Origin of the sequence: Streptomyces sp. NPDC088747 (assembly GCF_044751025.1) — a bacterium.
In the GTDB taxonomy this organism is placed as follows: Bacteria; Actinomycetota; Actinomycetes; order Streptomycetales; family Streptomycetaceae; genus Streptomyces.
This window is the reverse complement of sequence record NZ_JBIVKZ010000005.1, coordinates 153,477-167,463: the sequence shown is the minus strand read 5'-3', so window position 1 is coordinate 167,463 and position 13,987 is coordinate 153,477. Positions and strand designations below refer to the sequence as shown.

The window sequence follows — 13,987 nt, the reverse complement described above, 5'->3', positions numbered from 1 at the left end:
TCAGGCCTCGAACCTCTGCTCGGGTGATCACTCATTGGGAGTGACGGTGGAGGGGGCCCCGCCCGTCGGAGTGATCGGCAGGCGGCTGGAGGAAGAAGGAGCTCGCCTTCGTGGCGTCCCACCGTCGACCCAAGCAGCCGAGCCGCACCCGTGTGACCGTGCTCACCACCGCCGCGGCCGCCGCCGTGGTCCTGAGCGCGAACGCCGCCAACGCCGCGCCGAGCGAGAAGCCGACCGTGGACGACGTCAAGTCCAAGGTCGACAAGCTCTACGAGCAGGCGGAGCAGGCCACCGAGAAGTACAACGGGGCCAAGGAGAAGCAGGAGAAGCTCCAGAAGGAGATCGACACTCTCCAGGACAACGTGGCCCGCGGTCAGAGCGATCTCAACGACCTGCGTGACGGCCTCGGTTCGATGGCCACCGCCCAGTACCGCACCGGCGGCATCGACCCCTCCGTGCAGCTCTTCCTGTCGGCCGACCCGGACGACTACCTCGACAAGGCGTCCACGATGGACCAGCTGAGCAATCAGCAGGTCGAGACGCTCAAGAAGGTCCAGGAGAAGCAGCGTTCGCTCGCCCAGCAGCGCGCGGAGGCCTCCGAGAAGCTCAAGGACCTCGCGGACACCCGCACCGAGCTCGCGAAGAAGAAGACCGAGGTCCAGGGGAAGCTCGCCGACGCGCAGAAGCTCCTCAACACCCTCACCGCCGCGGAGAAGGCGGCCCTCGACGCGAAGCAGGCGCAGGCCAGCGCCACCGCGCAGACCGCCGCCACCAGCGGTTCCACGGCCCCCGCCTCCGGCCGCGCCTCCTCCGCGTACGGCGCCGCGCAGTCCAGGCTCGGCTCGCCGTACGTCTACGGCGCCTCGGGACCGTCCTCGTTCGACTGCTCGGGTCTGACCTCCTGGGCCTACGCGCAGGCGGGCATGACCATCCCGCGCACCTCGCAGGCGCAGGCGAACGCCGGCACGCGGATCTACTCGCAGAGCGACCTCCAGGTCGGCGACCTGGTCATCTTCTACGGCGACCTGCACCACGTCGGCTTCTACGCGGGCAACGGTCAGGTGCTGCACGCCCCGCGCTCCGGCACGGTCGTCCGCTACGAGTCGATCAACAACATGCCCTTCCAGTTCGGCGTCCGGATCTGACCCGGACCCGCTGAGGCGCCCCCGCCGGTCTCCGACCGGGAGCCTCGCCACGCGTCGCTCGCCGCGCCGCCCAAACGGGCGAATTGCGGTGGCTCCCGCTGACCCCGCGCCCCGTCGGTGACCTGCGTCTCCGGCGGGGTGTCACGTTGTGTGCCCGCCGGGGTCTTTGGCCCGCGCGTAGTCGCACGGCTACTGTCTGCCGCGTTTCCCCCAACTCCGGGGGATCGTCAGCGGAAGGGAGAGCGGCTACTCGTGGGGTCCCATCGCCGCCTTGTACCGTCCGGCACCGACCGGGGCGCCGGCGCCGCCGGTCTCGCCGTCTGCGTGATGTCCGCCGCCGCCGCGGCCCTCGGTGCCGTACCCGCCGCCGGAGCGCCGCAGGACGACACCCGGGCCGAGGTGGACCGCCTGTACGAGCAGGCCGAGAAGGCCACCGAGTCCTACAACAAGGCCGACGAGCGCGCGGACTCGCTGCGCGAGGAGGTCCGTGTGGCCCAGGACGAGATCGCCAGGCAGCAGGAGCGGGTCAACACCATGCGGGACGCGCTCGGTTCGCTCGCCGGGGCGCAGTACCGAGCGGGCGGCATCGACCCGTCCCTCGCGCTGCTGTTCTCCGAGGACCCCGACGACTACCTCGACAAGGCCGCCGTGCTCGACCGGATCAACGCCCGGCAGGCCGGCGAGCTCAAGGACCTCCGCTCCGCCATGCGAGACCTCGCCCAGCACCGCGAGGAGGCCGCCGCGGATCTCGCCGAGCTGGAGAAGAGCCGCGAGGCCGTCGCGAAGCACAAGCGCACCGTCGAACGCAAGCTGGCCCGCGCCCGGGAGATGCTCAACGCCCTGCCGGACTCCGCGCGCGACGCCTACGACCGCGCGTCCCGCTCCGGACGCGCCGACCTGCCCGACCTCGGGAACGCCGCCCCCGCCTCGGGACGCGCGGCGGCCGCCGTCGCCGCCGCCCGCTCCGCGCTCGGCCGCCCGTACGTGTGGGGCTCCAACGGGCCCGGCGGCTTCGACTGTTCGGGCCTGATGCAGTGGTCGTACGGGCAGGCGGGGGTCGGGCTGCCGCGCACCTCGCAGGCGCAGCGCCACGCCGGACAGCAGGTGTCGCTCTCCCAGGCCAAGCCGGGCGACCTGGTCGCCTACCGCGACGACGCCAGCCACATCGGGATGTACGTGGGCAACGGGCAGGTGATCCACGCGCCCTACCCCGGCGCACCGGTCCGCTACGACCCCGTGGGCATGATGCCGGTCTCCTCGGTCACCAGGGTCTGACCCGGCGCGAACTCGCCGTACGATCGGGAACGTGGCTGGTCGAAGGCGCGCGTCGGGCGCGGGGCTCTGTCTGGTGCTGCTGCTCGCCGCCCTGGTCGGCTGCGGCGGCACGGCCACGGACCCCGCGGCGGCCGAGGTGCGGCGGGTCCTGGACCTGCGGGCGGCGGCCGTCCTGGCCCGGGACGAGCCGGCCTACCGGGCGACCGGGCGGCCGGGCACCTCCGTCACCGGGTTCGAGAACCTCCGCGACGTCCCGCTGGCGGCCTGGTCCTACCGCGTGACCGGCTTCCACCGCTCCGGTGACCGGGCCACCGCCGACGCCGAGCTGAGCTACCGCGTCGAGGGCTACGACACGGCACCGGTGACGAGCGCCCGCAACCTTGACCTGACCCGCGCCGACGGCAGGTGGTACGTCGCCTCCGACAGGCCCGCCGAGGGCGCGAGCGAGCAGTTGTGGGAGCAGGGCGCGGTGACGGTCGTACGGGGCGCGCACAGCCTCGTGATGGGGGTCGGGCAGTCGGACAAGGGGCTGCGGGCGTACGCGGCGCTCGCGGACCGCGCCGCGCCGGCCGTGTCGCGGGCGTGGGGCGACGACTGGGCGGGGCACGTCGTGGTGCTCGTACCGAGGTCGCTGGAGGGCATGGCGGGGCTGCTGGGCGCCCCGGCGTCCGGGTACCAGGGCATCGCGGCGGTCACCACCGGCGAGGCGGGAGCCGGGGCGAAGGCGCCCGCGGACCGGATCATCGTCAACCCCGACGCGTACGGCGTCCTCGGCGACTTCGGGAAGCAGGTCGTGCTCACCCACGAGACCACGCACGTCGCCACCCGCGCCCACACCACCGCCGCGACCCCGCTGTGGCTCTCCGAGGGGTACGCGGACTGGGTCGGCTACCTCGACAGCGGGCGCGGCCCCGCGCAGATCGCCCCCGAGCTGGAGCGTGCCGTCCTGGACGGGGACGTACCGGCCGCGCTGCCGGACGACGCGGACTTCGGGTTCGCCGGGGACGCGACGCGGCTGGCGCGGGCGTACGAGGGCGGCTGGCTGGCCTGCCGGCTGATCGCCGACCGCTGGGGAGAGGCCCGCCTCGACGCCTTCTACCGTGCCGTGGGCGCGCACGACGGGCGGACGGGGGCGGTCGAGGGCGCGCTGCGGGACGTGCTGGGCACGACGCCGGAGAAGTTCACCGAGCAGTGGCGGGAGTATCTGCGGGCACAGCTCGGCTGAGGCGGGTCCGGCGTCACCCGGGGTGTCGGCGTCCCCCGGGGTCTTCGGCGGGCGGGCTCAGGAGGAGGGCAGGCTCTCCTTGGCGCGGGACGGCTGGACCGGGAGCGACGGGGCGGGCGGGGACACCGTGTCGCGCCACAGGGCCACCGCGCCGGTCACGGTGGCCAGCACCAGCAGGCCGTTGCGGACGAACAGGAGGGTCACGCCGAGACCGTCGCTGACGACGACGTGCGAGAACCAGATCGGGAACTCCAGGACCGTCACGAACGAGGCGATCAGCACCAACCCGACCGGCAGGGTCATCCGGCTGGCGCGGAAGCACATGCAGACGGCCGCGAGCCCGACCAGCCACACCATGTACTGCGGGCTGATCACCCGGCTCGTGGTCGTGAACATCAGCACCGCCACGAACGCGGCGTCGGCGAGCGTGTGCGTCAGGAACCGCTTGGCGCACAGCCGCCACAGCAGCAGCCAGCCGAAGGAGACCGCGGTGAGCACCAGCGCCAGCGTGCTCACCAGGTCGACACCCGGGCCGAGAAACTCCACGGAACCGTAGTTGAGCAGCACCTGGCCCTCCCAGCCGAACTGCTGGGCCACGTGGAAGACGAGGGAGCCGAGCGACTCCACCTCGGTGCCGCGGTCGCGCTGGAAGGTCAGGAAGGCGAAGGCGCCCGGCATGGACACCGCGAACACCACCGCGATCGCCGCCGCGGAGACCGCCGCCGCGGCCCACGCCCGGCGCCTGACGGCCCCGACCAGCAGCAGCACCGGCCACACCTTCAGCATCGCCCCGAAGCCGACCAGCACGCCCATCACCCGCGGATGACGCGCCCCGGCGAGCAGCGCCGCCACCGCGACGGCCGTGACCACGATGTCGTAGCGCGCGTACACGGTCGGCCCGAGCAGCGGTACGCCCACCACCCACACCCAGGCGCCGCGCAGTGACCTGCCGGAGCGCAGGCCTGCGTACTGGAGGAGCCCGAACACCACGAAGTCGGCGGCGGCGGCGAGCACGAAGAAGGCCGACGTGTAGTCGAGGGCGGGCAGCAGGGCGGGGAAGAGGATCGGCAGGGCGGCGGCCGGCGGGTACTGCCAGGTGACGTCGTCCAGCGGGAAGGTGCCGGTGCGCAGGACCTCGTACCAGCCCTGGTAGATCACGGAGACGTCGGTGGTGACGTCGGGGCCCGGCAGTATGAAGATCTTGATGACGAAGAGCAGCAGTACCAGCCTGGTCAGGGCCCAGGTTCCCGTCAACGCGTACGGAGCCATCGCCCCCCTTGCGCCCGTCATTCGCACCTGGCCCTCGTTCGTCCGTATCTCGCGTGTGCCGGCGAGCTTCCGCGGATGTCTTTTGGCGGGGTCATGATGGCGCGCGGTGCTGTGCGGGAGCCATCAAGCGCGGCCGTGCGGAGCTGTGAGTATAGGTTCGATATCGTCGAACACGATGCACAAGACCCTGATCGTGACGAACGACTTCCCGCCCAGGCCGGGCGGCATCCAGGCCTTCCTGCACAACATGGCGCTGCGCCTGGACCCCGAACAGCTCGTCGTCCACGCCTCCACCTGGAAGCGCGGGCCCGAGGGCGCGGAAGCCACGGCCGCCTTCGACGCCGAGCAGCCCTTCCCCGTCGTACGGGCCCGTACCACGATGCTGCTGCCCACCCCGGCCGCCACGCGGCGTGCCGTCGGGCTGCTGCGGGAACACGGGTGCACGTCAGTGTGGTTCGGGGCGGCGGCGCCGCTCGGCCTGATGGCGCCCGCGCTGCGGTCGGCGGGCGCGCGGCGGCTGGTGGCGACCACCCACGGGCACGAGGCCGGCTGGGCCCAACTGCCCGCCGCGCGCGGGCTGTTGGGCCGGATCGGCGAGTCCACGGACACCATCACGTACCTGGGCGAGTACACGCGCTCCAGGATCGCCCGCGCGCTCACCCCGGCGGCGGCCGGGCGGATGGTCCAGCTGCCGCCCGGCGTCGACGAGAAGACCTTCCACCCGGGTTCCGGAGGCGACGAGGTCCGCGCCCGGCTCGGGCTCACCGACCGGCCGGTCGTCGTCTGCGTCTCGCGGCTCGTCCCGCGCAAGGGGCAGGACACGCTCATCCTCGCGATGCCGCGCATCCTCGCCCGGGAGCCGGAGGCGGTGCTGCTGATCGTCGGCGGCGGGCCCTACGAGAAGCAGTTGCGGGCGCTCGCGCACGAGACCGGGGTCGCCGACTCCGTCCGCTTCACCGGCGCGGTGCCCTGGTCCGAACTGCCCGCGCACTACGGCGCCGGTGACGTCTTCGCGATGCCCTGCCGTACGCGCCGCGGCGGTCTCGACGTCGAGGGGCTCGGCATCGTCTACCTGGAGGCGTCCGCCACCGGGCTGCCGGTCGTCGCCGGAGACTCCGGGGGCGCGCCGGACGCGGTGCTGGACGGTGAGACCGGGTGGGTCGTCCGCGGCGGTTCGCCCGAGGAGTCCGCCGAGCGGATCCTCACCCTGCTCGGCGACGCGGAGCTGCGCCGCCGGATGGGGGAGCGGGGGCGGGCGTGGGTGGAGGAGAAATGGCGCTGGGATCTGCTGGCGGGGCGGCTGCGGGAGCTGTTGTAGCGCCTGCGGGGGTGCCGCTTTCCGGCCTCCGGCGACTGCGGGTCGGCCGCGCAGTTCCCGCTCCCGGGGAGGCGCCCTGAAGGGGCGCGGGGAACTGCGCGAGCAACCAGCCACGGCCGGTACGCCGCAAAAGACCGCCCACCCCTACGGCGAGTAGGCGCGTCAACCCCGGTAAATCGCTTCGATCTCGTCGGCGTGATCCTTGGCGACCACGTTCCGCTTCAGCTTCAGGGACGGCGTGAGGTGCCCCGACTCCTCGGTGAACTGCGAGGCGAGGATCCGGAACTTCCGGACCGACTCCGCCTTCGACACCGCCGCGTTGCCGTCGTCGACCGCGCTCTGGATCGCGGCCAGCAGATCCGCGTCCTCGCGCAGCGACACCGCGGTGGAACCGGCCGGCTTGCCGTGCTCGTCGGCCCAGCGGCCCAGGAACTCGTCGTCGATGGTGATCAGCGCGCCGACGAACGGGCGCCCGTCGCCGACCACCATGCACTCCGCGACCAGCGCGTGCGCCCGGATGCGGTCCTCGATCACGGCCGGGGCGACGTTCTTGCCGCCCGCGGTGACGATGATCTCCTTCTTGCGGCCGGTGATCCGGAGGTAGCCGTCCTCGTCGAGGGTGCCGATGTCACCGGTGTGGAACCAGCCGTCGGCTAGCGCCTCGGCGGTCGCGGCCTCGTTGTTCCAGTACTCCTTGAACAGGTGCTCGCCGTGCAGCAGCACCTCGCCGTCGTCCGCGATCCGCACGACCGAGCCGGGCAGCGGCTGGCCGACCGTGCCGATCTTCTGGCGGTCCCACGGGTTGAAGGTGGTCGCCGCGCAGGACTCGGTCAACCCGTAGCCCTCCAGGACCGTGAAGCCGATGCCGCGGAAGAAGTGGCCGAGGCGCTCGCCGAGCGGGGCGCCCCCGGAGATCGCGAACTCGCCCTTGCCGCCGAGGACCGCCCGCAGCTTGCTGTAGACGAGCTTGTCGAAGGTGCGGTGCTTGATCTTCAGGCCGAGGGACGGGCCCGAGGGCGTGTCCAGCGCGCGGCTGTACGCGATCGCCGTGTCCGCGGCCTTGTCGAAGATCTTGCCCTTGCCGTCCGCCTGCGCCTTGGCGCGCGCCGAGTTGTAGACCTTCTCGAATACGCGCGGCACACCGAGGATCAGTGTCGGCCGGAACGAGGCCAGTTCGTCGGTGAGGTTTTTGATGTCGGGCACCAGGCCCAGCTTGATCGGCGCCATCATCGGCGCGACCTGGACGAGCCGGCCGAAGACGTGCGCGAGCGGCAGGAAGAGGAGCACCGAGCACTCGCCGGTACGGAACAGCGGACGCAGCCGCTCCACGATGTTGCCGCACTCCGCGAAGAAGCTGCGGTGGGTGAGGACGCATCCCTTGGGGCGGCCCGTCGTCCCGCTCGTGTAGACGATGGTCGCCGCGTCGTCGGCCTTGGCGCGCGAGCTGCGCTCCTCGACCGTCTCGTCGGTGACGTCCTTGCCCGCGCGGCCCAGCGCCTCGACGCCGCCGCCCTCGATCTGCCACACCGTCCGCAGGGCGGGCAGCCGGTCGCGCACCGACTCCACGGCGGCGGCGTGCGCGTCCAGCTCGACGACGCAGGCGGTCGCGCCCGAGTCGCTGAGGATCCACTGCACCTGCTCCGGCGAGCTGGTCTCGTACACCGGTACGGTGACCGCGCCCGCGCTCCAGATCGCGAAGTCGAGCAGCGTCCACTCGTAGCGCGTACGGGACATCAGAGCGACCCGGTCGCCGGGCTCCACGCCCGAGGCGATCAGACCCTTGGCCGCGGCGCGTACCTCGGCGAGGAAGACGGTGGCGGTGACATCCGTCCACACGCCGCCGACCTTGCGGGCGATGACGGCGACGTCCGGATGCTGCGCGGCGTTTCTACGGACGATATCGGTCAGATTTCCGTCCGCAGGGACCTCGTACAAAGCCGGAAGGCTGAACTCGCGCAAGACTGCTGCTCCTCATAGGGCGCCGACGCCACGACTCTGTGTGATGCGACGGTGCGGTCCAAGGCTCGGGCGGGCACCCAGGGAGATCGTTGTTGAAATCCTGAGTACGACTGGACTGCCCGGACGTTACCCGTCGGTATGGCTTCTTCGACAGGGGGGTCCGACGAGATGTTCGCTGCGTCACACAGGTTGGTGTTCCTGGCCGCAGAGTAGTCGACGGCTTTCTCGACTGGCCAGTAAGCGCAGGTCCGGCCCCCTTCTGTTCACGTATGCCGCACAGGCCTACGCTTGATCGTCATGGCACCCACACCAGGCGGCAACGGCAGGACGCGCGTTCATGTGGTCAGTGACGTGCACGGCAACGCCCGTGACCTGGCCAGGGCCGGGGACGGCGCGGACGCGCTGGTCTGCCTCGGTGACCTCGTGCTCTTCCTGGACTACGCCGACCACTCGCGCGGCATCTTCCCCGACCTCTTCGGCGTCGAGAACGCGGACCGCATCGTCGAGCTGCGCACCGCCCGCCGCTTCGAGGAGGCCCGGGAACTCGGGGCCCGGCTGTGGTCCGGCGTCGGCACGGACCGGGCCGCCGCCATCGAGGAGGCGGTACGCAAGCAGTACGCCGAGATGTTCGCCGTCATGCCGACACCGACGTACGCGACCTACGGCAATGTGGACATACCGATGTTGTGGCCGGAATACGCCGGACCCGGCACGACGGTGCTTGACGGGGAGCGGGTGGAGATCGCCGGCCGGACCTTCGGTTTCGTCGGCGGCGGACTGCGGACCCCGATGCGCACCCCCTACGAGATCAGCGACGAGGAGTACGCCGCCAAGATCGAGGCGGTCGGCGAGGTCGACGTGCTCTGCACGCACATCCCGCCCGAGGTACCGGAACTGGTCTACGACACGGTGGCGCGCCGCTTCGAACGCGGCAGCCGCGCCCTGCTGGACGCGATCCGCCGCACCCGGCCCCGCTACTCGCTCTTCGGCCACGTCCACCAGCCGCTGACACCGCGGATGCGGATCGGGACGACCGAGTGCGTGAACGTGGGCCACTTCGCCGGCACCGGGCGGCCGTGGGCCCTGGAGTGGTGAGGCGGGGTCTTCCGGCTTCCGGTGGCCGGCGGCCGGTAGGCAGTGGCTGGTGGCTGGTGGCTGGTGGCTGGTGGCTGGTGGCCGGTGGCCGGTAGGCGGTAGGCGGGTGCCCGGGTGGCGGGGTGGCGGGGTGCCGGGTGCCGCGTGCGGGGTGCCGGGGCGCGGGGTGCCGGGTGACGGTGGCCCGTCCGGTGCGCGGTAGCCTTCACGCTGCACACACGTGCCCACCACCCTCCCTCACCGGACCGCATCTGGAGGAGCCACGTCGATGGCTGAACACACCAGCTCGAGCATCACGATCGAGGCGGCACCGGCTGACGTCATGGCGGTCATCGCCGACTTCGCCCGTTACCCGGACTGGACCGGCGAGGTGAAGGAGGCGGAGGTGCTCGCCACGGACGCCCAGGGCCGCGCCGAGCAGGTTCGCCTCGTCATGGACGCCGGCGCGATCAAGGACGACCAGACCCTCGGCTACACCTGGACCGGCGACCACGAGGTCTCCTGGACCCTGGTCAAGTCCCAGATGCTCCGCTCCCTCGACGGCTCCTACATCCTCAAGCCCGCGGGCACCGGCGCCACCGAGGTCACCTACCTCCTCACGGTCGACGTCAAGATCCCCATGCTGGGCATGATCAAGCGCAAGGCCGAGAAGGTCATCATCGACCGGGCGCTCGCTGGCCTGAAGAAGAGGGTCGAGGAGACCCCTTAACCCGTCCGGGGGCCCGGGGGCGGACCCCCGGATGACGGGACGGGAAGGGGCGGAGGGGGCGAGATCCTCCACGCCCGTCGGATACGCGGGACGCCCCCGGTCCGGCCGAGGCCCCCGTCGGCCCAGGTACCGTTCACCCCCATGCGCACCATCCTGATCACAGGCCCCGGCGGCTCCGGCCGTACCACCGTCGCCGCGGCCACCGCGCTGAAGGCCGCCCGCGAGGGCACCCGCACCCTCCTGCTCAGCGCCGACCGCACGGACACCCCGGGCGCCGCCCTGGGCGTACGGACGGGCGCGCACCCGGCGGAGGCCGAACCGCACCTCACCACCTGGCGCCCCGACGCCACGGAACGTTTCCGCGCCGACCTCACCGCCTTCCAGGACCGCGCTGCCACCGCCCTCGACCTCCTCGGCGCGACCCGCCTGGACGCCGAGGAGGCCACTCCGCTGCCCGGCGCCGAGGAACTCGCCCTGCTCCGCGCCCTGCGCGACGCGGCGGCCTCGGACACGTACGACCTCCTCGTCGTCGACCTCCCCCCGGCCCCCCGGGCCCTCGCCCTCCTCGCCCTCCCCGAGGAACTCCGCCGCTACCTGCGCCGCCTGCTGCCGTCCGAGCGCCAGGCGGCCCGCGCCCTGCGCCCCGTCCTCGGGCGGCTGGCCGGCGTCCCGATGCCCGCCGAGTGGCTGTACGAGACGGCGGCCCGCTGGGACCTCGAACTGGCCGCCGTGCAGGCGGTCGTCGAGGACCGCGCGACGACCGTACGACTGGTCGCCGAGCCGGGTCCCGCGGGCGCCGACGCCGTACGCGGGACCGGCACGGCCCTGGCCCTGCGCGGCCTCCGCGTCGACGTCCTGGTGGCGAACCGTGTGCTGCCCGCCGACGGCCCCGACACCTGGCTCGGCGCGCTCGCCGCCCAGCAGCGCAAGGCGCTGGAGGAGTGGCAGGAGACGTACGACGTGCACGTGGTCGCCCATCGCGGGCACGACCCGCGCGGCACCGACGACCTCGCGGCGCTGCCCGTACCCGGTGCCGTCAACGAGACGCCGCCCACCGTCGAGTGGCCCGTCGAGGACCGGCTCGCCGACGAGGGCGTCCTGGTCTGGCACATCCCGCTGCCCGGCGCCATACGCGACGAACTGGACCTGATCCGACGCGGCGACGAACTCGTCGTCACCGTCGGGACGTTCCGCCGGATCGTGCCGCTGCCCTCGGCCCTGCGGCGCTGCACCGTGGACGGCGCGGCCCTGCGCGAGGGCTCGCTGAGGATCCGATTCGCGCCGGACCCCGGACTGTGGCCGCGGACACGCTGAACCACGTACCTCCGTTCGGGTACCGTCGGAGGGACGAAACGTAGTCAGGAGAACCGCCATGAGCGAAGAGCGACCGACGTCCGACGCCGCTCAGCAAGCGGCTGACGAAGTCCGCGCGACAGACGTCGACGCCGATGCCTGGGCGACGGCGTGTGCCGAGGACCTCGCGGCGGAGAAGGCCCGTCGCCGCACCCAGTACGGCACACCGCCCGGCTCGGCCGCCGATGAACTGCGCAAACTGGTCGACGCGGTCGCCGACAAGCTGACCGGTCTCCAGTCGCCGCTGTTCGGCGCGGTCGCGGGCGGCGCCGCCCAGCAGATGGTCAACCAGGTCGTCCAGCAGGCCAGGGCCGCCGTCGAACCGGTGATGGAGCGCAACCCCGACGTCTTCGACCACCTCGCCACCGCCGGCTCCGAGCTGCTCGCCGCCTACCGCTCGGCGGTCGAGGCACAGGAGCGGCGCTGGACCACCCGGGACGGGGGTCCTCGCGACGAGGGCACCGGTCCTGGGGAACACATCGACTTGGACTAAGGGCAGCTCGGGTACGGTTGGCCGTAGCGGGGCTCGACCGAAACTGAGGGATTCATGGGACTCACCATCGGCGTCGATATCGGCGGCACGAAGATCGCGGCCGGTGTGGTCGACGAGGAAGGCAGCATTCTCTCGACCCACAAGGTGCCGACCCCCAGCACGCCGCAGGCCATCGTGGACGCCATCGCCTCCGCCGTGGAGGGCGCCCGCGCCGGGCACGAGATCGTGGGTGTGGGTATCGGTGCGGCCGGATACGTGAACCGCCAGCGCTCGACGGTGTACTTCGCGCCGAACATCGACTGGCGGCAGGAGCCGCTGAAGGCCGAGGTCGAGGCGCGCGTGGGGCTGCCGGTCGTCGTCGAGAACGACGCGAACGCGGCCGCGTGGGGCGAGTACAAGTTCGGCGCGGGCAAGGGCCACCGGAACGTCATCTGCATCACGCTGGGCACCGGCCTCGGCGGCGGCATCATCATCGGCAACAAGCTGCGCCGCGGCCACTTCGGGGTGGCCGCCGAGTTCGGGCACATCCGCATGGTGCCGGACGGACTGCTGTGCGGCTGCGGATCACAGGGCTGCTGGGAGCAGTACGCCTCCGGGCGCGCCCTCGTCCGTTACGCGAAGCAGCGGGCCAACGCCACCCCCGAGAACGCGGAGATCCTGCTCGCCCTCGGCGACGGCACCCCCGACGGCATCGAGGGCAAGCACATCTCGGTCGCCGCGCGCCAGGGTGACCCGGTCGCGGTGGACTCCTACCGCGAGCTGGCCCGCTGGGCCGGCGCCGGGCTCGCCGACCTGGCCTCGCTCTTCGACCCGTCCGCCTTCATCGTCGGAGGCGGTCTGTCGGACGAGGGCGAGCTGGTTCTCGACCCCATCCGCAAGTCGTACAAGCGCTGGCTGGTGGGCGGCAACTGGCGTCCGGTCGCCGACGTCATCGCGGCGCAGCTCGGCAACAAGGCCGGGCTCGTCGGAGCGGCGGATCTGGCCCGGGAGCCGGACCCGATCATGTGACACCTGCCGTGCCGCGATGTGCGCCCGCCGTGCCTCTTCCAGGGGCGGCGGGCGCCGTTGTGTCGGGGGGTTCGGCTGCGCCGGTGTTCCGGTGTCGCGTTGCGCTGGTGGTCGGGTTTCGCGTCGCGCCGTCGGGGGGCGGGGCCGCGCCGGTACATCCGCCCGCATCCGAACGGATCTGCTGTGGGTTTCAGGGGGCTGTTTCTTCTTGATCCGTTCGGATGCGGGCATTTGATGTACCGACACGGCCCCTTCCGTGCGTGGGCGGCCGGCGGTTGTCGGTCGATCCGTCGATCTGCCAATCGGACGTGGTGGCGTCGGAGGTCCGTGCGGGTGTGGCTGTCGTATCTTGATCGTCATGTCGACTAGCTCGCCCGGTGCGATCGGGCCGCTGCCCAACTCCCTTACCGAGCCTGACGGTTCAGCCGTTGTCCGGGTGCTCAGTTACAACATCCGTTCGATGCGGGACGACACCGACGCGCTCGCCCGGGTGATCGGCGCCTGCTCGCCGGACCTCGTGCTGGTGCAGGAGGCGCCGCGGTTCTTCCGCTGGCGCAAGAAGCTGGCGCGCCTCGCGGCGGCGTCCGGGCAGGTGGTCCTGTCGGGCGGGGCCACCGCCTCAGGGCCCGCCCTGCTGTGCTCGCTGCGGGCCACGGTCGAGCGAACCGAGGACGTGCTCCTGCCGCGCACCCCCGGCCTGCACCGGCGCGGGTTCGCCACCGCCGTCGTCCGTTTCGGTGACGTACGCCTTGGCGTGCTGAGCTGTCACCTCTCGCTCCAGCAGGACGAGCGGTACGCGCAGGGCGGCGAGCTCCTGGAGTGCCTGGCCGGCCTGGGCACCCCGCACGCGGTGGTGGGCGGTGACCTCAACGAACGGCCCGGCGGGCGCACCTTCAAGCGCCTCGCCACCGCCCTCCAGGACGGCTGGGCGACCCGGCCCTGGGGCGCCGAGCAGACCTCCACGCCGGCCGACCCGCACCAGCGCATCGACGCGATCTTCGCCACGGAGGGCGTGCGGGTCCTCGGCTGCGGGGTCCCGCGGGGTCTGCCCGGCGTGACGGAGGCCGACCTCAGGAGGGCGACCGATCACCTGCCGGTGCTGGCCGCCCTCAGAGTGCCGGCCTCTTAGGACGGGGAG

General features: G+C 72.3%; 12 protein-coding genes. 10 read left to right on the top strand and 2 right to left on the bottom strand.

The genetic code is table 11. The features are described 5' to 3' along the window. The first annotated feature begins 110 nt into the window (after window positions 1-110). The 3 genes from ACIP79_RS14110 (at window position 111) to ACIP79_RS14100 (ending at window position 3,645) form a co-directional block, all read left to right on the top strand. Window positions 111-1,145: an NlpC/P60 family protein gene (locus ACIP79_RS14110; RefSeq protein ID WP_401222943.1), complete on the top strand. Its 1,035-nt coding sequence runs from the start codon at window positions 111-113 to the stop codon at window positions 1,143-1,145. Between the two features lie 252 nt (window positions 1,146-1,397). After that, on the top strand, window positions 1,398-2,420 hold the full coding sequence (locus ACIP79_RS14105; RefSeq protein ID WP_401222941.1) for an NlpC/P60 family protein: 1,023 nt from the start codon (window positions 1,398-1,400) through the stop codon (window positions 2,418-2,420). A 31-nt stretch (window positions 2,421-2,451) separates the two neighbouring features. Beyond that, entirely contained in the window at window positions 2,452-3,645 is a 1,194-nt protein-coding gene (locus ACIP79_RS14100) for a hypothetical protein (protein ID WP_401222940.1), read from the top strand. Window positions 3,646-3,702: 57 nt separating this feature from the next. Here ACIP79_RS14100 and ACIP79_RS14095 read toward each other — a convergent pair whose 3' ends face one another. Then, window positions 3,703-4,914, bottom strand: coding sequence for a glycosyltransferase 87 family protein (locus tag ACIP79_RS14095; RefSeq protein WP_401222938.1), 1,212 nt, complete (start codon window positions 4,912-4,914; stop codon window positions 3,703-3,705). Window positions 4,915-5,089: 175 nt separating this feature from the next. Here ACIP79_RS14095 and ACIP79_RS14090 point away from each other — a divergent pair, with 175 nt between their 5' ends. After that, window positions 5,090-6,232 carry a glycosyltransferase family 4 protein gene (locus ACIP79_RS14090; RefSeq protein ID WP_401222937.1) on the top strand — a complete coding sequence of 381 codons (1,143 nt, stop codon included), beginning with the start codon at window positions 5,090-5,092 and terminating at the stop codon, window positions 6,230-6,232. Between the two features lie 162 nt (window positions 6,233-6,394). Here the strand turns inward: ACIP79_RS14090 and ACIP79_RS14085 are convergent, their stop codons facing one another. Then, window positions 6,395-8,191: an AMP-dependent synthetase/ligase gene (locus ACIP79_RS14085; protein ID WP_401222935.1), complete on the bottom strand. Its 1,797-nt coding sequence runs from the start codon at window positions 8,189-8,191 to the stop codon at window positions 6,395-6,397. 297 nt (window positions 8,192-8,488) lie between these two features. Here ACIP79_RS14085 and ACIP79_RS14080 point away from each other — a divergent pair, with 297 nt between their 5' ends. The 6 genes from ACIP79_RS14080 to ACIP79_RS14055 all read left to right on the top strand — a co-directional run bounded on the left by ACIP79_RS14080 (window position 8,489) and on the right by ACIP79_RS14055 (window position 13,978). Further along, complete coding sequence (locus tag ACIP79_RS14080; protein WP_401222933.1) at window positions 8,489-9,286, top strand: metallophosphoesterase; 798 nt, start codon at window positions 8,489-8,491, stop codon at window positions 9,284-9,286. Window positions 9,287-9,554: 268 nt separating this feature from the next. Next, the gene (locus ACIP79_RS14075) at window positions 9,555-9,995 is read left to right on the top strand and encodes an SRPBCC family protein (RefSeq protein ID WP_401222931.1); all 441 of its coding nucleotides are present in this window, start codon (window positions 9,555-9,557) and stop codon (window positions 9,993-9,995) included. A gap of 141 nt (window positions 9,996-10,136) precedes the next feature. After that, on the top strand, window positions 10,137-11,309 hold the full coding sequence (locus ACIP79_RS14070; RefSeq protein ID WP_401222929.1) for an ArsA family ATPase: 1,173 nt from the start codon (window positions 10,137-10,139) through the stop codon (window positions 11,307-11,309). A gap of 58 nt (window positions 11,310-11,367) precedes the next feature. Further along, entirely contained in the window at window positions 11,368-11,841 is a 474-nt protein-coding gene (locus ACIP79_RS14065) for a DUF5304 domain-containing protein (protein WP_401222927.1), read from the top strand. A gap of 54 nt (window positions 11,842-11,895) precedes the next feature. After that, window positions 11,896-12,849, top strand: a complete 954-nt coding sequence (locus ACIP79_RS14060; RefSeq protein WP_383685623.1) for an ROK family glucokinase — start codon at window positions 11,896-11,898, stop codon at window positions 12,847-12,849. Window positions 12,850-13,207: 358 nt separating this feature from the next. Beyond that, window positions 13,208-13,978 (top strand): endonuclease/exonuclease/phosphatase family protein, encoded by a 771-nt coding sequence (locus ACIP79_RS14055; RefSeq protein ID WP_401222925.1) that lies wholly within the window; start codon window positions 13,208-13,210, stop codon window positions 13,976-13,978. Window positions 13,979-13,987 lie beyond the last annotated feature (9 nt).

What these genes read in the sequence shown, in the direction of transcription:
- ACIP79_RS14065 (WP_401222927.1), top strand. Translation starts at nt 11,368, where the DNA reads ATGAGCGAAGAGCGACCGACGTCCGACGCCGCTCAGCAAGCGGCTGAC.
- ACIP79_RS14070 (WP_401222929.1), top strand. Translation starts at nt 10,137, where the DNA reads ATGCGCACCATCCTGATCACAGGCCCCGGCGGCTCCGGCCGTACCACC.
- ACIP79_RS14095 (WP_401222938.1), bottom strand. Translation starts at nt 4,914, where the DNA reads ATGGCTCCGTACGCGTTGACGGGAACCTGGGCCCTGACCAGGCTGGTA.
- ACIP79_RS14055 (WP_401222925.1), top strand. Translation starts at nt 13,208, where the DNA reads ATGTCGACTAGCTCGCCCGGTGCGATCGGGCCGCTGCCCAACTCCCTT.
- ACIP79_RS14090 (WP_401222937.1), top strand. Translation starts at nt 5,090, where the DNA reads ATGCACAAGACCCTGATCGTGACGAACGACTTCCCGCCCAGGCCGGGC.
- ACIP79_RS14060 (WP_383685623.1), top strand. Translation starts at nt 11,896, where the DNA reads ATGGGACTCACCATCGGCGTCGATATCGGCGGCACGAAGATCGCGGCC.
- ACIP79_RS14080 (WP_401222933.1), top strand. Translation starts at nt 8,489, where the DNA reads ATGGCACCCACACCAGGCGGCAACGGCAGGACGCGCGTTCATGTGGTC.
- ACIP79_RS14075 (WP_401222931.1), top strand. Translation starts at nt 9,555, where the DNA reads ATGGCTGAACACACCAGCTCGAGCATCACGATCGAGGCGGCACCGGCT.